The sequence below is a fragment of the Sphingomonas sp. CFBP9019 genome, assembly GCF_034045155.1.
Classification (GTDB): Bacteria; Pseudomonadota; Alphaproteobacteria; order Sphingomonadales; family Sphingomonadaceae; genus Sphingomonas; species Sphingomonas aerolata.
Map to the genome: position 1 here is coordinate 16,852 of NZ_JAXCWK010000009.1, position 21,469 is coordinate 38,320.

The 21,469-nt window shown below is 60.2% G+C and carries 20 protein-coding genes and 1 pseudogene; 8 read left to right on the plus strand and 13 right to left on the minus strand.

Translation table 11 applies throughout. The features are described from left to right. Positions 1-181: 181 nt before the first annotated feature. Complete coding sequence (locus SOM18_RS18645; protein ID WP_197983189.1) at positions 182-943, minus strand: CPBP family intramembrane glutamic endopeptidase; 762 nt, start codon at positions 941-943, stop codon at positions 182-184. Between the two features lie 113 nt (positions 944-1,056). Between SOM18_RS18645 and SOM18_RS18650 the strand changes: the two genes are divergently transcribed. The 3 genes from SOM18_RS18650 (at position 1,057) to SOM18_RS18660 (ending at position 2,763) form a co-directional block, all read left to right on the plus strand. Further along, positions 1,057-1,509: a hypothetical protein gene (locus SOM18_RS18650; protein WP_056678030.1), complete on the plus strand. Its 453-nt coding sequence runs from the start codon at positions 1,057-1,059 to the stop codon at positions 1,507-1,509. Then, complete coding sequence (locus SOM18_RS18655) at positions 1,487-1,804, plus strand: transcriptional regulator (RefSeq protein ID WP_244650371.1); 318 nt, start codon at positions 1,487-1,489, stop codon at positions 1,802-1,804. The genes SOM18_RS18650 and SOM18_RS18655 overlap by 23 nt, the downstream gene beginning before the upstream one ends. Positions 1,805-2,364: 560 nt before the next feature. Continuing rightward, positions 2,365-2,763, plus strand: coding sequence for a VOC family protein (locus SOM18_RS18660; RefSeq protein ID WP_056678026.1), 399 nt, complete (start codon positions 2,365-2,367; stop codon positions 2,761-2,763). A 330-nt stretch (positions 2,764-3,093) separates the two neighbouring features. On the opposite strand, the gene SOM18_RS18665 is transcribed toward SOM18_RS18660, so the two are convergent. Beyond that, the gene (locus SOM18_RS18665; RefSeq protein WP_414712143.1) at positions 3,094-5,196 is read right to left on the minus strand and encodes a hybrid sensor histidine kinase/response regulator; all 2,103 of its coding nucleotides are present in this window, start codon (positions 5,194-5,196) and stop codon (positions 3,094-3,096) included. 125 nt (positions 5,197-5,321) lie between these two features. On the opposite strand from SOM18_RS18665, the gene SOM18_RS18670 reads away from it, so the two are divergent. From SOM18_RS18670 to SOM18_RS18680, 3 genes are all read left to right on the plus strand, one after another. Beyond that, positions 5,322-6,428, plus strand: a complete 1,107-nt coding sequence (locus tag SOM18_RS18670; protein WP_056678013.1) for a histidine kinase dimerization/phosphoacceptor domain -containing protein — start codon at positions 5,322-5,324, stop codon at positions 6,426-6,428. After that, entirely contained in the window at positions 6,425-6,877 is a 453-nt protein-coding gene (locus tag SOM18_RS18675; protein WP_056678011.1) for a response regulator, read from the plus strand. Before SOM18_RS18670 ends, SOM18_RS18675 begins: the two co-directional genes overlap by 4 nt. A 339-nt stretch (positions 6,878-7,216) precedes the next feature. Further along, entirely contained in the window at positions 7,217-8,347 is a 1,131-nt protein-coding gene (locus SOM18_RS18680) for a serine hydrolase domain-containing protein (RefSeq protein ID WP_320482150.1), read from the plus strand. A 131-nt stretch (positions 8,348-8,478) separates the two neighbouring features. On the opposite strand, the gene SOM18_RS18685 is transcribed toward SOM18_RS18680, so the two are convergent. From SOM18_RS18685 to SOM18_RS18705, 5 genes are all read right to left on the minus strand, one after another. Further along, positions 8,479-9,606 carry a S41 family peptidase gene (locus tag SOM18_RS18685; RefSeq protein ID WP_320482151.1) on the minus strand — a complete coding sequence of 376 codons (1,128 nt, stop codon included), beginning with the start codon at positions 9,604-9,606 and terminating at the stop codon, positions 8,479-8,481. 200 nt (positions 9,607-9,806) lie between these two features. Then, entirely contained in the window at positions 9,807-10,616 is an 810-nt protein-coding gene (locus SOM18_RS18690) for an AraC family transcriptional regulator (RefSeq protein WP_320482152.1), read from the minus strand. Between the two features lie 99 nt (positions 10,617-10,715). Beyond that, positions 10,716-11,585, minus strand: a complete 870-nt coding sequence (locus SOM18_RS18695) for an aspartyl protease family protein (RefSeq protein WP_320482153.1) — start codon at positions 11,583-11,585, stop codon at positions 10,716-10,718. Between the two features lie 73 nt (positions 11,586-11,658). Next, positions 11,659-13,104 carry a S41 family peptidase gene (locus SOM18_RS18700; protein WP_320482154.1) on the minus strand — a complete coding sequence of 482 codons (1,446 nt, stop codon included), beginning with the start codon at positions 13,102-13,104 and terminating at the stop codon, positions 11,659-11,661. Continuing rightward, on the minus strand, positions 13,101-13,937 hold the full coding sequence (locus tag SOM18_RS18705) for a DUF5694 domain-containing protein (protein WP_320482155.1): 837 nt from the start codon (positions 13,935-13,937) through the stop codon (positions 13,101-13,103). The genes SOM18_RS18700 and SOM18_RS18705 overlap by 4 nt, the downstream gene beginning before the upstream one ends. Before the next feature lie 381 nt (positions 13,938-14,318). Between SOM18_RS18705 and SOM18_RS18710 the strand changes: the two genes are divergently transcribed. Beyond that, a complete protein-coding gene (locus SOM18_RS18710) occupies positions 14,319-15,929 on the plus strand; it encodes an MFS transporter (RefSeq protein WP_320482156.1) in 1,611 nt (536 codons plus the stop codon). Positions 15,930-16,361: 432 nt separating this feature from the next. Here SOM18_RS18710 and SOM18_RS18715 read toward each other — a convergent pair whose 3' ends face one another. Further along, positions 16,362-16,826: a hypothetical protein gene (locus tag SOM18_RS18715; protein WP_320482157.1), complete on the minus strand. Its 465-nt coding sequence runs from the start codon at positions 16,824-16,826 to the stop codon at positions 16,362-16,364. Here SOM18_RS18715 and SOM18_RS19465 point away from each other — a divergent pair. Then, a complete protein-coding gene (locus SOM18_RS19465) occupies positions 16,816-17,145 on the plus strand; it encodes a hypothetical protein (RefSeq protein ID WP_422663608.1) in 330 nt (109 codons plus the stop codon). The two genes, SOM18_RS18715 and SOM18_RS19465, sit on opposite strands and share 11 nt — an antisense overlap. A 100-nt stretch (positions 17,146-17,245) precedes the next feature. On the opposite strand, the gene SOM18_RS18725 is transcribed toward SOM18_RS19465, so the two are convergent. The 5 genes and pseudogenes from SOM18_RS18725 to SOM18_RS18745 form a co-directional block, all read right to left on the minus strand. Then, positions 17,246-17,623, minus strand: a complete 378-nt coding sequence (locus SOM18_RS18725) for a hypothetical protein (protein WP_320482159.1) — start codon at positions 17,621-17,623, stop codon at positions 17,246-17,248. Between the two features lie 105 nt (positions 17,624-17,728). Then, on the minus strand, positions 17,729-18,061 hold the full coding sequence (locus tag SOM18_RS18730; protein WP_320482160.1) for a hypothetical protein: 333 nt from the start codon (positions 18,059-18,061) through the stop codon (positions 17,729-17,731). A gap of 266 nt (positions 18,062-18,327) precedes the next feature. After that, the gene (locus tag SOM18_RS18735; RefSeq protein WP_320482161.1) at positions 18,328-20,694 is read right to left on the minus strand and encodes a glycoside hydrolase family 95 protein; all 2,367 of its coding nucleotides are present in this window, start codon (positions 20,692-20,694) and stop codon (positions 18,328-18,330) included. Between the two features lie 68 nt (positions 20,695-20,762). Continuing rightward, the gene (locus tag SOM18_RS18740) at positions 20,763-20,951 is read right to left on the minus strand and encodes a fibronectin type III-like domain-contianing protein (protein WP_320482162.1); all 189 of its coding nucleotides are present in this window, start codon (positions 20,949-20,951) and stop codon (positions 20,763-20,765) included. 419 nt (positions 20,952-21,370) lie between these two features. Further along, a pseudogene (locus SOM18_RS18745) lies at positions 21,371-21,469 on the minus strand (IS481 family transposase); the annotation flags it as partial.

Here is a 21,469-nt window from a genome sequence, read left to right on the forward strand (position 1 = left end):
CGTGAATGTCGCTTTGTGGGTCGCTCCTGACGCTGAGCTGCCTGTCAGGTAACGCCTCATTTCCAACCGTTCAGTTGCGCCCTAGAAGAAAGCCTAAGGTCTATTATACGTTAAGCGGCCTGGCTTTACGAAAGGGACACACGATCCGCCCAGCTCGCGGGGCGAGGTAACGCCAGTCTCTTCACGACGCCGCAATGGTCCATCGCGGCGCTTTACGCGAGAGGATCAGGTCCGCGATCGCGGGGCGGATGAAAAAAGCGGTTATGTCGATGACCGCATGTGCTGTCATGACCCGTAGCAGCGATCCGTGATGCAGATAGTATATTGTCAACAGCGCACCCGCAGCTGTGGTGGCAAGCACCCCCTTCCAACCGTAATGCGCGTGCGCCAGACCGAACGCCAACATCGACAGAACTAGCGAGACCGTGAGCGAGCCCGTGACCTGCAGAAACAGCAGCGGAAGCGCCAGTCGGAAAAACAGCTCCTCGCTGAAACCTGCATTCAGGCTGAGCAACAGCGCCAGCGTTGCTTCGCGACGGTTGCGGGGGATCAGCGCTTGGTCCGGACCTGCCCCTGGCGCTAGGCTTTTCTTGATCTGCCGCCACTTGATGGCGACCGATAGAACCATGCCAAAGAAAAGTCCGATCGCTATCGGCAGCCACTGATCGCCGGAGATCGACCCATCGGACTGTAGCAAGCGGCTCGCTGGGGCAAACGCCGACGGGAAGCCGTTGAAGGGCCATAACGCGTCGGACAGCCAAAGGCTGAACACGCTTGCACTTACGAGAACGACGAAGCTCTCGATCAGCCATCGCCGGTACAGCCGCTGCCGGTCGATCGTGTCGGACTGCGTCTGGAAGCGTGCGTACGCCGTGATATCCCTCCGCACCCACCATGTCCCCGCGATGAGCATGACGGCAATCCAAGCCAATATGAGCAGCATGTTCGTTCCCTTGTGCCAGTTTCCGTATTGGAAAGTGAATGTTGCTTTCCATATCGTCAAGTCGTAAGTTGTGAAGGTGGAAAGCGGGCGGGCGGCCTGCGGGAGAATTGCGCATGAATGAGGAGGAAGCTGCTCGTTTGCTGGACGTGATGCGGGTTACACGCGGGGCGTTGGCTAAGCGGGCGAAATGGTCCTTAGCGCGCCATGGCGTGGTGGGATTGCTGTTGGGCGGCCTGATCGCCGGCTTTGCGCTGCCCGGGCCATGGCCGTTGATCGTGGCGGCCGCTTGCATGGCCGCCACCGCGATGGTGGTCGCCCGCGATCGGCAGCGGGACGGGTTCTTCGTCAGCGGTTATCGGTCGGGGCGCACTTGGCGGGTGACGCTCGCGATGCTGCTGGTCGGGTTGGCTGCTCTGATAGCCGCCACGGGCCTTAAGACACGCTATGGTCTGGCTTGGGCGCCGTTCGCGGTTGGTGGCGGCATGGTGGTGTTCGCTACGATCATGAGCATCGTGTGGGAGCGGGTGTACCGGAGGGAACTGGATGGAGCGCAAGATGGGCGCTGAACGGCTGGATCCGCTGATCCACCCACCGGCACGGCTACAGCTCATGGCATTGCTGACCGATGTGAGCGAGATGGAGTTTGGGACTGCGCGCGACGTCATCGGGGTCAGCGATTCCGTTCTGTCCAAGCATCTTTCGCAGTTGAGTGATGGTGGATACATCGAGTTGCGGAAGGCTACGGTGAACACCCGGCAAAGGACCTGGATCGTTGCCACGGCCGCGGGGCGGAAAGCCTTCAAGGGTCATGTCCTGGCATTGCAGGCACTTGCGTCTGGACGAGTGCCTTCAGGCGCGTGACAGTAAGGGCAATTGCCAGACCGTGGTGCGCAAATAGTTTTTGAAGGGGCTGAGCCGTCCGCTTGGTCCGCAGAGCTGCCCCCCGCGTCTCACCCAAACTCGGCTGTTAGGCGACCGCTCAGTAAATCTACGAACGATCGTCCGCCCGAGATGAACAGACGTCCGAAGTTGGGGGCGGGTCGAATGCGCACGACCGTCTGCAACTGGGTCTGGCCGGAAGCCGTGGGGCAGGGCGTGTTCGCCCACAATCGGACGTTCAGAATTGCGATCCGGGTTGCCGATAACGCCCGTTCGTTAAGCGCGCTCTTTCCCGTTTCTCCGTCTCCGATTGGCCATTTCGGGAAAGAGCAATTGGGAACAGATTTTGGGAAAATGGGCGCCCCAGCCTGTTAGAGGCGCGATCGCCCGTGCGAGTGTCCCGCCAGACCTTCGTTATGGGAATGTCCGCTGTCGCTTAGGAGCGAGCATTCCAAGGGCACAGGGGTGACTGCGGGTTATGTTTCGGTTAGGTAAGACCGCTACTGGCGATGGGCAGTCGATCCGGCCTCAGGAGAGTACGCGTGCTTTTTCACACCATGGTCGGATCGAACGACATTGAACGGTCCAAGCGCTTCTACGACATGGTGCTTGGCACCCTAGGTTCAGGGGAAGGTACGCGGAACATCGCCGATAGCGGCCATACACGTCTGATCTACAATAATGGCAACGGGACTAACTTCATCGTCAGCCAGCCGATCAATGACGAACCGGCAGGCGTCGCTAACGGCAGCACCGTCGCCTTTTCCTGCGACTCGCCCGAGCAGGTGAAGCAGCTTCACGACACCGCCGTTGCCGCTGGCGGAACCTCGATCGAAGCTCCGCCCGGTCCGCGCAAAACTGCCTCCATGGGCACCATCGAACTGGCCTATTTTCGTGACCCTGACGGTAACAAACTGTGCGGAATTCATTTCCCTACCTGATCCGCCCGGCGACGGTCCGCTTCTGACTTTAGCGGACCTCGATCATGCGATCCCACGAATGTCCGTTTCCCACTGATTGTGTTGAAAAAGTCGGAACGTGAAACTTTCGTGCTTTGAGGCGCAGGCATAATACGTCCGCGCGACATTCTGTAAATCAATAGCTTTCAACGAAAGTGTTCAACGAACGGAAATTCCGGGGCCTCCGAAACTACCGACTTTTAACTGAATCCACTCGAAGCGGACAGTCCCATTACATCATCCCAACGGGAATGGCGCAGCCGTCTCACGCGCCGCTTATATCTGGGAAAAGCTCTAAACCACCTTGACAGACTAGTCTGTCCGGTTGGTACCAAGCATGTCGTGCACTCGCCGTGCCAACTCAGTCATCGAAAACGGCTTGGTCAGCAGCTCCATCCCGGGTTCCATGTGGCCATTGCCGACTGCGGCATTCTCGGCATAGCCGGTGATAAAAAGCACCTTCAAGTTGGGGCGCAACACTCGCGCCGCATCTGCGACCTGGCGGCCATTCATACCATTCGGCAGCCCTACGTCGGTGATAAGCAAATCGACTGGGGTGCCCGATTCAAGTATCGTCAAGCCTGCGGCACCATCACCGGCTTCGATCACGTGATAACCCGCTTCGTCAAGAACCTCGTCAATCAGATGTCGGATCGTCGGTTCGTCATCAACGACTAGGACGGTTTCACGACCTTCCGCGCGCAATATGGCGGTGCCATCCTCGCCTTCCGCATCGATAGCACTATCGACGTCACCGCGATGGCGGGGCAGATAGATGCAAAGGGTCGTACCTTCGCCGATCTGCGAGTAGATGCGCACCTGCCCGCCGGACTGTTTGGCGAAGCCATAGATCATCGATAGCCCCAGACCGGTTCCCTGCCCGATCGGCTTGGTCGTGAAAAACGGATCAAAGGCCCGCTCGATCGTTTCAGGTGTCATGCCAGTGCCGGTGTCCGTCACACAGATCGACAAATATTGCCCCGGTGCGATATCGCGCTCCCGTCCCGCTCGCCCGCCCATCCACTTGTTGGCGGTTTCGATCGTCAGGCGGCCACCCCCCGGCATGGCATCGCGAGCGTTGATGCACAGGTTCAACAGGGCGTTTTCGAGCTGGCTGGCATCGACCATCGCCGGCCATAGTCCGGCCGCGCCGACGACCTCCATCTGGACTTCCGGTCCGACCGTGCGACGGATCAGTTCCTCGATCCCGGCGATCAAACGGTTGACGTCCGTAGGCTTGGGATCAAGGGTCTGGCGTCGCGAGAACGCCAGCAATCGCTGGGTAAGCGATGCAGCTCGATTTCCAGCTCCTTGTGCGGCGGTGATGAAGCGCTCGAGATCGTCCGTCCTGCCCCGTGTGATGCGCAGATGCAGCAGCTCCAGATTGCCCATCACGCCGGTCAGCAGATTGTTGAAGTCATGAGCCAGACCACCGGTAAGCTGACCCACCGCTTCCATCTTTTGCGACTGACGCAGGGCTTCCTGCGCGCCCTGAAGCTCAGCCTGGGCGCGGACGCGATCAGTGATGTCCCGCGCATGATGGAACGCACCAAAGATCCTTCCCTCCTCATCGCGCAGTGGTGAGTAGGCGACTTCCCAATAGGGTTTTGCGCGATCGGGGTCGCCGAACTCCTCGACGATCGTGAAGCTTTCGCCAGCCAGGGCGCGCTCCATGAAACCACGGATCACAGCGCCCTGATCGGGCAGGAACAGGCTGGGGAAGTCATCACCGATCTGGACCCTGTAGCCGTAGATGCGGTGAAAATCGTCACTGTGCGCCCGGTTGAAGGCGATGAGGCGGCAATCCCTGTCGAAGGCGCACACCGGTGCCTGATCGGACTGAACTATGTTCTGATAGAGCAGAAGCGCGGCGGTACGATCGCGCACTTGCTCTTCCAGCGTCTCTGCGAGGTCACGCAATCCCCGCTCGGCTACAACCTGCGCCGTCGTCTCGCTGGTGACGCAAAACAAACCCGCAATCGTACCCTCATCGTCAAAGGCGGGTGAATAGGTAAAGGTCCACCACCCCTCCTCGTCGACGCCCCTACGGCTGAGATTGAGCGGCATGTCGGTCATGGTCCGCGACTCCCCGGCAAGGGTAGCAGCGACCAAGGGGCCGATGTCGTCCCAGATGCTTCCCCAGACTTCCCTGAACGGGCGGCCAAGGGCAGCATAAAGCCGGTAGCCTAGGAACGGCCGGTATGCGTCGTTATAGAAGCATAGAAGCTCCGGTCCCCACGCGAGGAACATAGGGGTCGGGCATGCAAGCATCAGTGCGAGGGTTGAGCGCAACGATGGTGGCCAACCCTTCATCGAACCTAGCGACGTAAGCGACCAATCCTGTTCGAATATTTCCCTCCCGGTAATGCTGGCGGCATCGGGGAAGTCTGCGGAAGGGGGCGGCATTGGCATCATACCTACCTAATGAACTTCGCAAAAAAAACTCGCATTTTTAATGAAGGGTACAGTCCAGGGAACCAACCCAGGCAGATTACGTTTCACGGAGACGTGAAGCCTTCCGGCCTTCGCCGGAGGCAATCTTGAAGCAACGCGACGACTGGCATCTAACCGACGCTCTTGAATACGAACACGGTCGAGGCGATCCCTTCGCAGCCGCTGTACGCGCTACGCGTATGCCGATGGTAATTACCGACCCGGCACAGGACGATAATCCCATCGTTTTTTGTAACGTCGCGTTTCAGGAGCTGACCGGTTACACGCGAGGCGAGATCGTTGGGCGTAACTGTCGCTTCCTTCAAGGCCCTGACACCGATCGTGCATCGGTTGCAAAGGTGCGCGAAGCTATAGCGGCCGGGCATGATATCGACGTCGACCTGCTGAACTATCGCAAAGACGGCACCACCTTTTGGAACGCTCTGTATCTGTCCCCGGTCAGAGACAAGGACGGTGTGATCCGCTTCTTTTTTGCATCCCAGCTCGACGTCAGCGACCGGGTCGAAGCCCAGAAGATCATCAACGATCAGAAGCTTTTGGTCGAGCGGGAGGTGGAATGGCGCACCGCTGATCTACGCGCCGCGCTTGATGCCAAAACCATCCTACTCCACGAGGTCGATCACCGGGTAAAAAACAACCTGACGATGATCGGGTCGCTGTTGCGGCTTCAGGTGCGAACGATCGATGATCCCTCGGTAGCGGCGAAGCTCGATTCCATGCTGGAGCGCGTTGACGCCCTCGCCGTGGTGCATCGTCAGCTATACCAGTCCTCTGATATTGCCCGCTTCGATATCGGCAGTTTCGCAGAAAGCCTTGTCTCGGACGTGGTAGGGTCAAGTGGACGCAGCGACATCACACTGGATGTCAGGGCGCAGCCGCTATTCGTGGATGCCGCCAATGCGTCGGCGCTCGGTCTGATCCTCAACGAAATCCTGACCAACGCAGTCAAGCATGCCTTCACGGATGGTCGGTCGGGACATTTGAGCCTTGTGGTCCAGGGAAGTGATGACCACGGCACCATTCGCATATGCGATGACGGACCCGGCATGCCCTCTGCCGCCCGTGGCAGAAGCATCGGCACTTCATTGATAACCCGCCTCGCCCGTCAGGCTCATGCCGAGGCGACTTGGGAAGACAATGCGCCCGGAACGTGTGTGACGATCACATTTCCGCAAACCGGGGTAGGATCATGACCAACCGGCTGGACGTCCTGATCGTCGAAGACGAGATGCTCCTTGCGATGGACATCGAGGCCATGGTCGAGGACAGCGGCCACCGTGTTCTGGCGGAAGCCGCGAGCCTTCAGGATGTCGAAGCGTTACCCGACGACCTTAATCCTCAGCTTGCATTCGTCGATATACACTTGGCGGACGACTCGAACGGTCTAGATGTGTGCCACTACATACGGGCGCACTGGCCCGACGCACTGATTGTTTTCGTCACTGCTAATGTATCGAAGATACCCCCAGACTTTTCTGGCGCGCACGGCGTGATAGCCAAACCTTTTTCGCATGCAGGCGTCGTCACCGCCATCAATTACCTGGCCAACGGTGTGTTTGATCCACCGCCCAGCATGCCGCGCCCGGCAAGTTTGATCGCTTCACCACATCTTGAACGTCGATGGTCTACCGCAACCGGCTAGCCCGATGAGGACATCGCCCGAGTTGACCGCTGTCGAGACCTAGCAATTTAGCATCTGTTTCTAACGACGTGACGGACGCCCGAAGCGATATAAAAGCCCCAATTGACCGACCTTTTTGAGAACGTTGGCGGAACAGCGCGTGAAGCTTGGGCTCAGCACCTTCTCCGCTGCTAATATGAATGGATGGCAGAAAGCGGGAAGCCGAAAAAAGGCCACGAACGTCCGGAACTGGGTCCTCGCTGACGCGGATCGGTCGTCGGTCTACCGCGCGGTGGTCTCAGCTAGCCTAGTCACGCCGAACCTGTATGGCGATAAGTAGGTCGCTGACGGGAGTTGATAATGGATTTGGTGTCCAGGCGGACGATGCTCGCTGCCCCGAGCTTCGGGACGCTCGCCCTAGCCATGGCGGCAGATGCAAAAACCGCGACGACACCCGGCATGCTTGCCAACATGTCCACCTGGATGAACCTGGCGTCCGTACCAGGCGCGAGCTGGGCAATGCTGGACCGCTCCGGCGCCATCTCGTCTGGTGCGGTCGGCTATGCAAAGGCTAATGCGGTGCCCGCGACACCCGATACATTGTTCGAAGCAGCATCGCTGTCCAAGGTGGTTCTGGCGGTCGCGGTTCATGACATGGTGCGGGAGGGCTTGATCGACCTCGACCGGCCGGTGGCGGAGCATGTCGCGTTCACGGACGATGCTGCAACGCGATCGATTACGCCTCGCCACCTGCTCTCCCACTCTAGTGGCCTGCCTAACTGGCGCGATGAAGCGGGCGAGCCGTTAACAGCCGCGTTCCCTCCCGGCACGCGATTCCGCTACTCTGGCGAGGGCTTCGTACTGCTCGGCCGGTTGGTCGAGGCAGTTACTGGGCAGACCGCCGCGCAGGTGGTGGAAACGCGGGTCCTGCGACCGGCGGGAATGAGCCGAAGCACCTATGGATGGGCAAGGGACACCGAGCCAGCAGTCGCGTGGGCGCACGACGGAGGCGGAGGTGTACTCATCGACAAAGGCCCGGCGGGCTATGCGATGCGTCGCGATGCTGGCCCGCCGAAACCAGTCGACCGGTGGACGCTAGGCGAACGGGAGAAAGCGGCCGTCGCACTTGGCAAACCGGCGATGCCAATATTCATGACGCCCAACATGGCGGCCGGACTGTGGACCACCGCCAGCGACTACGCGCGGTTCCTGGCTTTCGCACAACGCTATCCGGGGCTCTCGACGAAGACCACTCGAGTGAAGGGAACACTCGACTGGGGGCTAGGCTGGGGAATGGAGAGTGACGGCGGGCGGGGTTTCGCTTGGCACTGGGGTGCGAACGACGGCGTCGCGAACCTGTTTGTCGTGGACCTCGTATCGGGCGCAGCGGTCGTGGTGCTCACCAACGGCGACGCTGGGCGCAAAGTTTACGAGCGTGCTGCCCGCACTGTCTTCGCACGCGAGTTCGATGCGTTCGCCTGGCTGAAGTGACCTCTGCCGGCCCATCCGGCTCTGCTTACATATGGAGAGGGCAGCCGCTTGAAAGTCGCAACCCTGTTACCCGGCGCATCTCAGTCGGCTTCTGGAGTATGAACGAGACGCTCCCAGTGGCCGGGGATGGGTCACGCTGATCGCAGATAGCGCATCGCAGCCTTCAAAATGTTATCGCCCATGAGGACAGGTACATCGGGTTCCAGTTCCCATCTGGGTTTATCCTGGACGTCGTAAACTGGTTCTGCTGAGTATTGCAGCGCCAGACCAGTGCGGTCGAGCCGTAACGGAAAGACCGCGGCACCTACCCGCATCATTGGCGTTCCTACGATAGCCGCACGCCCGAGGCCACGCATGCCCATGGGAAAGCCTTCCGCCATGCTGGCGCTCCACCGCGTTGTGAGGACAGCGACCTTACCGGTGTAGGTAAAGGGGCCCCGCGGCTCGACGGTCTCTGTCCAGGCAGCACTCAGTCGGTTGCCGTCGCGCCTGCGCATGCGGGCATAGGGCATCGTCTCGGTGATAAATCGCCCCATGATCGGGCGGGCTACCGCGGTGTCGCCGCCACCATTCTGACAAACATCGATGATGAGTCCGGGTGCATTCCGGAAGCTTGCCAGCGCCGCGTCGAAGGCCGTCACAACCGCATCATCAGCAAAGCTGCGAACGACGATGCAACCGATGTCATGACCTAACATCCGGCTCTCGACATTGGGGAGCGTAACAGGTTGCTTCACGCGGACGGGAACGACGTGTTCCGAACCTGGCGTCGACCGCACCGTTAACGTCCTTGGCATGCCGCGCCGCCCCGATACCGCCACGTTAAGCGCAAACGCCGTTGCCGCTGGATCTGGACGGCTAAGACAGCGCGGCATCGTGTCCGAGGTGATCTGCCCAATCGGGCGGCCGTCGATCGCCACTACGCTGTGCCCTGGCGTAATGCCCGCATCCGCTGCGGAGGAACCATCGCGAACGCTTGTGACAAACGCCGTACCATCGCGGTTGGGTTCGACCCACAGATCAAAATATGGCCCGCGCGGCGCATCCGGTGCCGGATCATTCAAGTGGGTGTGCGCGTCGTACAGCTCGCCGATCACCCGGCCAACGATGCCGGCGAACGCTTCGGACGATTGGGCGGCAGCGGCGAGCGGGCGATACATTCGCCTTACTGCCCTCCAGTCGGTGCGCTTCTCCCCGAAATAGCAGTAGCGCTCGTCCAGTGTCCTCCAGAGCTCGTCGAAATCTTCAAGGAACGTCACGTCATGAGCCGGCTCGCTCGCCTGGGCTATCCCCGAAGGGGAAGCCGCGGCCGCACCCAGGACGATACCAGCCTGAAGCAACGATCTACGAGTTATAGGGTGGTGCATGTGAACGGCTTTCGCTGGTGGTCGTCCGTGCGATTAGCCGAAGGATGTCTCGCCGCCTTGAACGATATTGCTGTCGCGCGAACGGTGCGAGCTTACCTGTTTGCGTAGCGTGCCGGCGATACACCGACGATACGCTGGAACTGCCGTGTGAGATGGCTTTGATCGGCATAGCCCACATCAAGGGCAACCTCCGCGATTGGCTGACCTGCCAACAGCAGGCGTCGCGCTGCGACGATACGGCACTGATTGCGGTACGCGAGGGGGCTGATCCCGACTGCCTTGCGGAAGCTTCGCACAAGATGGAAGACGCTGATCCCTGATACGGTCGTGAGCGTGCCCAGCCCAAAGCCGTCGGCGAAGTGGGCGTCGATGTAGCTTCGAGCGCGCGCAACGGCATCGCTGGATACGCGGGTGTCATCCGACGATTGTTTCACCTGGTCGGCGAACAGGACCCCAGCCAAATCGGCGAGCGCGCTTTCCTGTTCCAATCGCCCCGCTTCGTCGCGACACAACAAAGCATGCGCACCAGCAACGATGGAGTGAGACCGATCGCCAGCCAATACAGGGGAGTCAAACCGCGGCGCGTTCAGGCGCTCGGCGATGTAGGGACGTATCGCTTCATCGGGGATGTACGCGACGCGATAGCGTAAAATCTCACCTCCCGTCGTTCGGTTGGCATGCGGCTGATCGGGATGGAGACGCAGTACCTGACCTGTCTGAACCTCGTACGTTTTGCTGCCAACAGTCAGGGCCTCACAGCCTGTCATAATCGCGCCGACCACCCATTCCGCATGGCTGTGTTCGGGAAAGGTTCGCTCGCTATACTCGACGGATACGAGTTCAACGCCGGAGAGGTAGGGTGGGCGGGCGAAGCGGGCATCATTCCGCGCTGGCTCACTCATGTCGATGCGCAGCTTGTTCAGAGAAGCTGACCAGATTGAATATGAGAAACTGAGTCATTGCGTCTCGCCAATTTGGGAAGCTTTGAAGGCCGATCCTTCTTACCCCACGGGCTTCACTGACGGCGGGGTCCCCATGCCGGCGGGTGATGCAACGGCACTGCGTTTGAGCCAAACGCGTCCTTGAGCAAGATCCATGGTGACCACCCACTCTTTGAGAAACGGCATGCCAAGGTTTCCATCGATCACGATGTCGGGGCTGAAGATCATCCCGGACGCTTCGACACTGGGGGCGATCTGAAAGCGGCCTTGTTGCGGCCCCTCGCCGGTAACCTTCTTCAAGCCAAGTAGAGGAAGAAGTTTTGGTGCAACCAGGATCGTCCCGCCATTGCCACTGTCCAGCTCAAGGCGCGCCGGTCCACGTTCGGTGGGGACGTCAATGAACACAGACAGCGCCAGGCCGCCAATCTCACGAGCCAAATGAGCGGGAAGCTCTACCGCGTTAGCCTTGCGCCCAGCCGCGCTTTCACGTGTTTCCAACGTGAGCTCGCGACCTGCAAAATCGATGGTTACAGTTCGTCCGGCGAATGCGTCGAGAGCAAGCAGACCATCGATCGGTGTGTCGGGAGACCCCACGTCCATGACGATCGCAACAGGGCTCTGTAGGGTCTGGTTCTTCCATTGGATTGCAACATTGTCGCAACGTGGGGCAGTGATCTTCGTGCCGGTCATATGAAACCCGGTAATTGATCCCCAAGGTTGGCAGTCCATCTCCTTCGCCAGCGCTGGTGAGATCACCGTCAGTCCGCCTGCAGTGTCGAGTTGAAAAAGCCGCTCCCGTCCGGCCACCTTCACTCGTGCCGCTACGCCTTTGCGGTAGCTTTCCAACGGCAGCCGTACCGGACTGTTTGGGGCAGCATTGGCTCCAGACGCTACACTAATGACCAACGCAGCCGGTAATAGCTTTTTCAAAAGAATGCCCTTTTCGCGGTACGATACTCGCCCATCTTAGCGATCGAATAGACGCTGCTTTTTACTGTCCAGGCTAAAGGCCGGTGATCCAGCGCTCGAGCTGATCGGTATTGCGCATGTCGCCTGTGTAGGCATGCACCGGCCTAGCCGGGACGTTCGAGCCGCGTTTTCTGCCGCGATACACCTTCATCGGAATGACGGCCCGGGCAAAACCGCTGGGCAGAGCGACTTGCCGTACGTCCATATAGAGCGAGTCAGCGCTCGTCTCCTGCCCGACATGGATGCCGCCTAACGCGGTCCATAGATCGACCGCATCAAGGCATGCCGATCCGCATCCCCAGTCCGTCAGCACAAATACGCGCGCCTTCAGCACGGGAGCCGTGCCAGTTGCCACTGGCTTTGCTTCGTCGGCATCCACTTCACGCCAGAGCGCCTGCCCGAGGGCGCGGGCAGATGTCATGCCCTTCGCTGTACGAGCGGCCCAGTCTCTCGCCGCCTGCGAGACATCAGCGGAATTCTGCCAGGCGGTGCGATAGCCTTCGAGCGTTGCGATGTTTCCGGACGAAGCGCGCCAGTCGACCCCTTCGGATCCGGATTGAAGCGCATTAACCGCAGCCTGGCCCCATAGGATGGTAGCAATCTGATACGACCAGTCGGACGATCCGCCGCCATTGCCTCGAAGGTCTAGCACGATGCGCGGTGCCGCTGCGATCGCGAGGGCGTCCTTCCTCATCGATTTGATGATTGGCGTAAGGGACTTGGCATCAGCGCTGTCGGGGTCACCGTTGAAGCCAGGGAGCGAGAACCAGCGCGTGCCGTTAGCAAGGGTTCGAGCCGCGAACTCCGAACGCGCCCGAGGCGCAGTTGCAGCAAAACGTGTGTCGAAGTCTGCATCAGGCAGATCGCGCCAGCTGAGCGTCGCGTCTTTTAGCTTGCCATCGACCTTGAAGCGGCAGCGGACTGGACGCTTGATGTAAGGGTTGGCGGCGTCAAGGAACAACCGACCACCATTGGTCGCTCGTTGGCTGACCAGTTCCCACCTGCCTCGGAAGGCGCCGACGTTGCGGGCAGCCAGGTGTTCGGCATCAATGCCATCGCAGCTTACGAGTACTGCTCCGAGCGGTAAGGGAGCGTCATCTGCTCGGGTCATCACGACCTGACGGCCGGTGCCGTCAAAGCCTGTCAGGAAGCCCGGCCAGCGGATCGGCAGGGCGGCTGGCTGGTCGAGGTCGAGCGCAACATGTCCATCGTTGAAGCTCGCCACGTAACCGCGCATCGCCCACAGATACCCCGGGTAGTCTCGGACGGTAGCAGCGCGACGCAAGGCTGAAGCCAGACCGGCATCGTTGCGCCGCGCAAAGTCGGGGTCGAGTTTGTTATAGGGACCAGGATGATTGTCGGCGATCTGGTCGTGATAGGCCTGAGCGTCCGTTCGCAAAGTTGCTGCCCAGTCGCGAGGCACGTTAGTCGCACCGATCAGCAGAACCGCCGTTGGTATGGCAAGGAGCGACAGGTTCATCTCGGCGCCGCCAGTTTGCTCGCTGCCTTCTCAAGATAGGGCCTGACATCAACCGAACTGTAGCCCGGCGTCGTTAAGGCGAAGTGTCGCAGCCAGTACCCGTGACCAGCCCCATACACGACGAGGATGCGATCGCCTGGTTTGGCCACATTGATGAGCTTTGCAAAGATTTTCGCATTGCGCAGGTACCACATGGCATTCAGATCTGCACCGGGCTGCTCGTTACCGTCACCAAGTCGGAGCAGAGAGTAGTATGAATCCTGCCCACCCATGGGCGTAGAGGGGTCGTTATAGCGGATCAGCATCCGCGGTATGCTGGTGGTTGCCTGCTCAGCCTCAAACTTCTTGGCAGACGCCTGGACCGTTTCAAAGGCGGCGTCGAGATAGGCCTGCTGCCCGTGAGTCTTTGCATAAGCTTCGACCCGGCCGATCGGGAAATAGTCTGGTTCGCCCTTGTCGGGTTGCTCGTCGATACCTTGAACGGACTGTAGGCCGGCGCGAGCAGCGATGCGGTAGCCGATCTGGGTTGTCTCGTCCCGGTCGGTCTTGAGCACGTTTGGGGAAAACGTTGCGAAGTCAGTCACATCGTAGGTCGGGCCCGGGCGTTGCGCCTCGACCATGACCCGTGTTGGTCTAAACTCTGCAATGGCATCAGCCAGTGCTTCCAGTTCGCGCTGGCGCTGCGGCGTGGTGACATCGTCGACGTGGGCATTCACCTTGTCACGACCAGGGTTGCCGAAATGATAGCTACCCAGCACCATCACTTGGACAGGTTGCTGTGGTGCAGCGGTGACAGCAGGCGTTACTGCCGCAGCGAGTATGGGTAGCAGCATACAGCAGGTCTCCTTGGTGTGGTGCTCAAACAATACACGTCGAATGGCAGCTGTCTATCTGGATTTGCGGCATTGGACGCCAAGCTAACAGAGGTTGATCCGGTCAACCGAAACGCGCGTCAGATCGCTTGCAAAATGCAGCGAGCAGTCCGTTGAAGGCGAGGGAATGTCGGCGGCATCGCCTCTGTTACAGACATGAATGAATGTCTGAAGTTGGGAAGTGCGCAGGGTGCTATGAATGACCGGGTATGGGTCTCGTAAGTCGAAGGGTCCGGCAATTGCACCGTGAGCCGGACGCTCAGGTTTGGCGATCCGTGCGCTCGAAAGCCGCCATTCGGCAGGCCATCAGCCGGATCAGTGCCCCGGCAGCGGGTGCTCGGCTTGCAGCAGGCGAACCGTGCGGCGTATGCCATCGCTACTGGTGGGGGTGAATGGATGGCGAACGGCAGTAGCAGCCGCGGAAACTCGGTTGTCGGAGAGCGCTGGCCGCTCTTCTGGGCAGGCTGTGCGGCGATCAGCGTTGGGGTTGCACTTCACCTACCGATGCTCGCGATGGCCCATACGATGGGCAATCACCTGTCGGGTATGCCGATGGACGGATGGATGTACCTGGGCATGGCGCTGATCGGCGTCGGCGTGCCGGCAGCTATCTTTGGCGCTTTACCCAAGAAACGGCCTGATCACAGTGCAGGCGTTGGCGTCGCATATGAAGCGCCCGATGATACCCCTCTGACGCGCTCGCATGCTGCCGTTCTGCTGGTGCTTACCCTCGGGCTCATCATCGACACTATGAAGCCAGCAACGCTCGGCTTCGTGCTCCCCGGCATGCGTGGCGAGTATGGGCTCGCCAAATCGACCGTTGCCCTGCTTCCGTTCGTTGCCCTTACGGGGACCACAGTTGGCTCGTTTCTGTGGGGGTGGCTTGCGGACATCTATGGTCGGCGTGTGTCGATCCTGTTGTCGACGATCCTGTTCGTTTCGACATCCATCTGCGGAGCTATGCCTTCCTACAGCTGGAACCTGGTCATGTGTTTTCTGATGGGGTGCTCGGCTGGCGGAATGCTGCCCGTTGTCTACACGCTGTTGGCGGAGATCATGCCTCCGCGGCACAGAAGTTGGGTCCTTGTGCTGGTTGGCGGTACGGGACTGGTCGGCGGCTACCTGGCAGCTAGCGGTGCCGCGCATCTGTTCGAGCCTCTGTTCGGCTGGCGTAGCTTGTGGCTGCAGGGCTTTCCCACCGGTTTGTTGCTGCTTGCGATGGCAAGGTGGATTCCTGAGTCCCCGCGCTTTCTGTTGGAACGGGGTATGGACGCCGAGCTAGCTGACATGGCTCGAAAGTTTGGCATCGTCAGGCGTGCGCCACAAGCAGCCCCAGCGGACGCTGGCAGCGCAGCGGCTCACCACCGCGAGTTGACTATCGCCCTGGTGATCACGGCCCTATCTTGGAGCTTCGTCAACTTCGGCTTGCTGCTATGGTTGCCTTCCGATCTCCAGGATCGAGGCTTCAGTGCCGAGATTGCGAGCGGCATCATTGCCAGCTCAGCACTTGTTGCCCTGCCCACGATAATGATCGCGGCCTTCCTTTACAGCCGGTGGAGCAGCAAGCGCACCCTGATCGGCACTGTGCTTCTCACACTCGCCGGGCTTGCCGGAGCCCTACTGCCGGCGCCTACGCTGGCTTGGCCACCACTGCTCATCGCTGTGATCGCGTTGTTGGTGGTTGGCACAAACGGATTGATCGCCGTGCTACTTCCCTATGCAGCCGAAAACTACGCATTACGCGTCCGTGGACGTGCCACCGGGCTTATCGCGGGGAGTAGCAAATTTGGTGGCGTTGCTGTCCAGCTGGGCGCCTTCGCAGGGCTGATCCCCACGATGGGGGGCGCGGCAATCGCGCTAATTGTACCAATGACGCTGTCAGCGGTACTGATCGGGCGCGCAGGAAGAGAGACGCGCGGACGCAGCTTACGCGAGCTTGAAACAACGGCTTAGCTGTCGGCTCGACATAGGCCTCCGGAGTGTCCTCAGCGGTCAGATATGTGAAAAACCAGTCGCAATCACGACTGCACGACAAACAGGGGTTTTGCGACGCCTGAGTAAATCTGCTGGCGTTTAGCCTATCTGAGTCCGTTCTATGTACCACCTTCCGAATGCAGCTTCGGCGGTGCTGTTTGAATGGGTGCCGTATGGTCCTCTTTGGTTAGGGCTTCAGCCGGACTAGGCGAGCAAATTGACTAAGACTCGATACGCCGTTTTATAACGTAAAACAGACCACCCTTAAGCGGTGCGCTAGGGGCATACCCTAAAAGCACTGAAGTTCAGACGGACGTTCCGCACCGGCTGGGAATCGGGCAGTTCGCTGAGCGCGATTGAAGTTCGTGCTATCAATGACACCGTTTCTGCAAGGCTGGTCGTGCGACGGCGTCAGCTAGATGACCGAGCCGTCCGAGGCATGTCGGTGATCGAGGCCGTCACTGCCGTGACGTTTCGGACGTCCGATGCCTTCGTCGCTGCCGCCATCAGATCGACGTCCGTCAGATCGCGGTGATCGATCCACCATTTGGCGTCGGTGACCTGGAGGCAAGCGTAACAGTCGGCGTCGCTGTTGGAATTTGTTAGCGCTGCGAGCCGCTTGGTCCTGATCGTCGACGCCCAGCTGATTTGCCGATCGGTCCCAGTCAGCGGCGGAAGAACGAGGTATGAGACAGCGGCGCTGCTTGACGCTGCCGCAGCGACCTCCTCAGCACGCTTTTCCGCAACGAAGCAGTCTCGACAGGTAGTCGTCTTCAGCCACTTGGCCTTACGTTCCTGCTGGCTGTCAAAGCCGGTGAGATGATGAGCCTGCTCATGACCGCAGGCATGAATGATCCGCTGTTCCATGGCCGGCATGATGCCTGTTCGTGGTTTGTGCGCAACGCCAATGAGTCAGGTTGAATCAGAATTGCGCCGAGTGCCTTTCGACCAGACGAATGGTCTGCCACTAAGCTGGCGCAACGCCGTCGGCGTTTACCAGATCTGGACCAACCAAAGTGCCGATGACCCGAACGCGTTTCTCAACGAGATCGACGGGAGTGCGATGCAGTTCCAGCTCGTAGCGCCCACCGACATCACGTCGGAGGTAGAAGGTCCCGCCATCTCGGATCAGAGTACCCATTTCATTGATCCGGGTGCCAATTGCTACCATCGCTGCACCGTTGCTCCATCATGATTGTGTATAGTTGCGGGCTGTTCTTGCGTGTAACCAATGTGGATCAGCGTGAGCACATAATTCTGCCGGGGTGTGCTCACGCCATCCTCAGAGACTGATTTCACGCCGTGCCATTTCTAAGAACGCCATCTCCCCCAATTGGCGGGCGGGGCTCGGCTTTGAAGATGTCAGCTAGGTCGAGCAGATCCTCGTTAGAAAGGTTCGTGATTGAGCCTTCGATTTCGGCAAGGCGCTGCACCGCGCGATCACCGCGATCGGCGAGCCGCTTCATTCTTGTCTTGAGCATGCGCACTTCTACCACATTGGTCGCGGGGGCGGCAGGGGCATTCGCGGCCGGTAGGCTTAGAAATCCGGAAAAGACGTTTGCCAACGAGTACGCGATCGAAGGTTCTCCGAAGGGACAGCACCGCGCTCCGGCAGATGTCGAAGGGCAGGAGCGTGCAGCTTGTCCGATGAAAACGGCGAGTTTCTGGTGCATGCAGACCGTCGGCATTTACAGTAAAACTGGTGGAAAGCGGAACGACCGCTTTAGGGCGGTGAGATCGGGTAAGCGGACGTCTGTTCAGAAAGCTGCCGTCGGGCGCTAGGCGGCCATCTCCGCGATCCGGCTCAGCGCCGAGCGCAGGTCGAGGCGCGGTATCCTCTCGTCCACGAACGGCTCAGTGCCGGAATGGACCACGAGCTGTTCGTCGATGCCAAGTTGGGTGCAGGCCCGGAGGAAGCCTGGCTCAGCCCGCTTATTGGACCCGACTTTGAACTCGATCGCGATCTGGCTGCCTCCCTGGCTCGGTAGATCCAGGATCAGGTCGATCTCGTCCTCGCCCTGTCCTTTGTCAAAGCGGTAGAACTGCGCCGCATCCCTCGCCCACCGACGCGATAAGAGCCTCTGTCGCGTATCGCAGCCCGCTTCGGTCATGCTCGCGCCGAGCGGTTTCGGTCCAGCCCATGTGATCCTCGTGGTCTTCGCAACCCCCGGTGAATGACAAGCGACCGAAATCGCTTAAACTCCATTTTCGGTCGGGCTCTTAGGTGGCCGCAGAGCTCGCGTGAATGACCGCTTCTGTGTCAATCTTATTAACACGCGAGTAAGGGCAGTGCTCCCGGCCTTATTATGCGAAAACTGGACAGACGCCACGAAGTCTGGGGACGATCGAAGTATGGCAGGATGGTAACAAGCACCCCTCAAGTCGACTCAAACTCATTCGAGCTTAGTCTTCTGGGTCGACCAGCATGAAGTCGTATTTGAAGTGTGCTTTTGCCCAGTCTCACCATCCTCGCACCATCTTTTGCTGAAATAAGTGTTGCGGTGACCAGGCAGCCGTCCTTCCAGCGCAAATCGATCGCAATGGAACCCCGTGCGCGCAATCCGGTGATGCTACCGTTCGGCCAGGCAGAGGGGAGGGCGGGTAGCAGGACGATATCGTCGCCACGACTTTGCACGAGCATTTCCGCGATCGCGGCCGTTCCACCGAAGTTGCCGTCGATCTGAAAAGGTGGATGTGCATCGAACATGTTCGGGTAGGTGCGCTCGGGACCCAGCAGGAACTTCAGAATGCCGTGTGCCCGGTCGCCTTCACGTAACCGTGCCCAAAGATTAATCCGCCAAGCCGTCGCCCAGCCGGTGGCCTTGTCGCCGCGGACCTCCAGCGATCGACGTGCCGCAGCGGCCAATTGCGGGGTGTCGTCCAAGTTAATCTGGTGACTGGGATAGAGGGCATAGAGTTGCGACACGTGTCGATGCTGAGGCTCCGGCGCGTCCGGATCCCAGTCCGACTGCCACTCCTGCAACTGCCCACCCATGCCGATCTTGTCGGGCGCAAGTCGTGCTCGCAGGCCTTTGATCTGCGTCACGAATCCGCGATCGACACCTAGGATGCCCGCCGCAGCAGCGGTTTGGTCGAACAGGTCACGTAGGATCTGCATGTCCATCGCGGGCCCCGCACAGATCGATACGCCCTTGTGATGCTCGTTCTCGGGCGAGATGGATGGATTGGTCACCATGTGCCCCGTCGCTGGATCGCGCTGAAGGACGTCCACGAAGAATTCCGAGGCGCCGCGCAATAATGGGTAGATCGACGCAAGATAGGTCCTGTCCCGGCCATAGTCCCAACGATCCCACAGATGCGTGCAAAGCCAGGCGCCGCCTGTCGGCCACAAGCCCCAGGATGCGCCATCGATGGGTGCGGTGGCGCGCCAAAGGTCGGTATTGTGGTGCGCAACCCAGCCGCGAGCACCGTACATGTCCCGCGCGGTCCGCGCGCCGCTTGCAGCGAGGTCGCGCATCATGGCGATCAGTGGGGCGGTGCATTCGGCCAACCCGGTCGGCTCGGCAGGCCAGTAGTTCATCTCCGTGTTGATGTTGATCGTGTACTTGGAGCCCCAGGGCGGTCGCACGCGATCGTTCCAGATGCCCTGAAGGTTGGAGGGCTGCGATCCTGCTCTCGACGAGGCGATCAGCAGGTATCGGCCGTAGTTGAAATACAACGCCGCCAGTGCCGGATCATCGCTGGTTTCGCTCAGGCGAATGCGCTCGTCGGTAGGTTGGTCGGCGGCGGCCGTCCGACCGAGATCGATGCGCACGGTCCCGTAAAGTCGCCGGTGCTCGGCAGCGGCGATAGCCGCGATACGATCGAACCCGGCGGCCGCAGCCGCTTCGATCTGCCTACGGGTGAGTGCGGCGGGATCGCCTCCGACGTCATTGAAGCCCCGGTAGCTTGTGGCCATCGCGATCAGGATGGTCACCGTCCGGGCGCCACGCACGCCAATCTCGCCAGCCCGGCTCTCCACCGTCCCGCCCTCGTGGAGCACGCGGGCCCGGGCCTCGAACCGAAGTGCGCCGGCGATCCCTTCGCTGGCGGCATTCCTGCCCGACAGGATCAAGGTGTCGTCGGCGATCGTCAGCGTTCCGGACTGCGGTGAGCGCAGGCCGATGTCGCAGTCGAGAGAGCCGGCTTCACTCGCGACGAGCCGGACGGCGATAACTTGGTGAATTGGGCAGGCGAATACCGACCGTTCGTGCCGAACGGTTCCGGCGGCGAAGCCCGTCGTCGCGACTGCCGTATCGAGGTCCAGTGCCCGTTCGTAGTCGCGGACGGGGTCTGCGGTAATCGTTGGCAGGCTGATGAAGAGGTCGCCTAGGGTTTGATAGGACATCTGGCCGAGCGGCTTGCCCATTAGCTTGGCGTCGGCCAACGCCTGGGCCTCCTGAAGACGTCCGGCGAAGACCAGTCGCCTTACCTCGGGCAAGGCGGCCAGCGCATCAGGGTTGATCGGATTGTACGGCCCCCCTGACCACAGGGTATCCTCGTTAAGCTGAAGTCGCTCATGATCGACACCGCCGAACACCATGGCCCCGATGCGGCCGTTGCCGATCGGCAACGCCTCGACCCAGCGTTCAGCCGGCTGACGGTACCATAACCGCGTGTCGGGGGACTTGGACGATTGCTCAGCGAGACCTGCGTGCGGCAATCCGAGTGCGGCCGCAGTGCCGACGGATCGCTTCAATATGCTCCGACGGGTGAGTTTGCTGGCGTCGTTGATGTCCTGCACTCCTTACTTGCGGCGGCTGTTGGGTAAGCTGAAGGTCACTTGGGCAAATCGATCTTCTTGGGTACGGTCTACGGCGCATATGTTCCGGGAATGCCTGCCGCTGGCTGCCCCGATCCCACGGTCAGTCGATACGCACCGGGGATAAGCTGGCGATCGCCTTCGGCCGTGACGAAGCTCACGTCGCGCGGCGACGAGGCGATGGTGATCCGCCTCGTCTCGTGCGGGGTCAGCGACACCCGCACGAGGCCGCGTAGCACCCTCGAAGCCCAGTGGCGTGATATAGGCTTGCGCCACCTCGTCCCCGGCGCGGTCACCTGTGTTGGTGACTTCGACCGTTGCGGTCAACCCGTTCTCGATACCGCCCGACACCGGATCGATGGACCGTTTGCCATAGCGGAAGCTGGTGTAGCTCAGGCCATGGCCGAACGGATAGACGGATGCCCTCGGCCGTGTCCGGGAATACCCAGTCGAGTGACTTGGACGGGTCTGGCGAGGAGGTGGGCGTAACCACATTCACCCCAGCCGTCCGCAATGCGAAAGCAATGTCGGCGCCGCCATCTGAATATCCGCCCGGTTTTGCGTCCTTTCGCAGTCCGTCGATCAACGGTGGTGGAAGCGCTTGGTAGAGGATGGTCACTGGCGCTTTATTCATGAATGAACTCTTGAACTTTGCGCACTAGGTGTTTAGTCCCGGCATCTGGTGGATCGGATCGACGATGAACCTGTCCGGCTCTGACGTCCAGACTTTGGCGATGTATTCGTAAGGCGTAAGGCC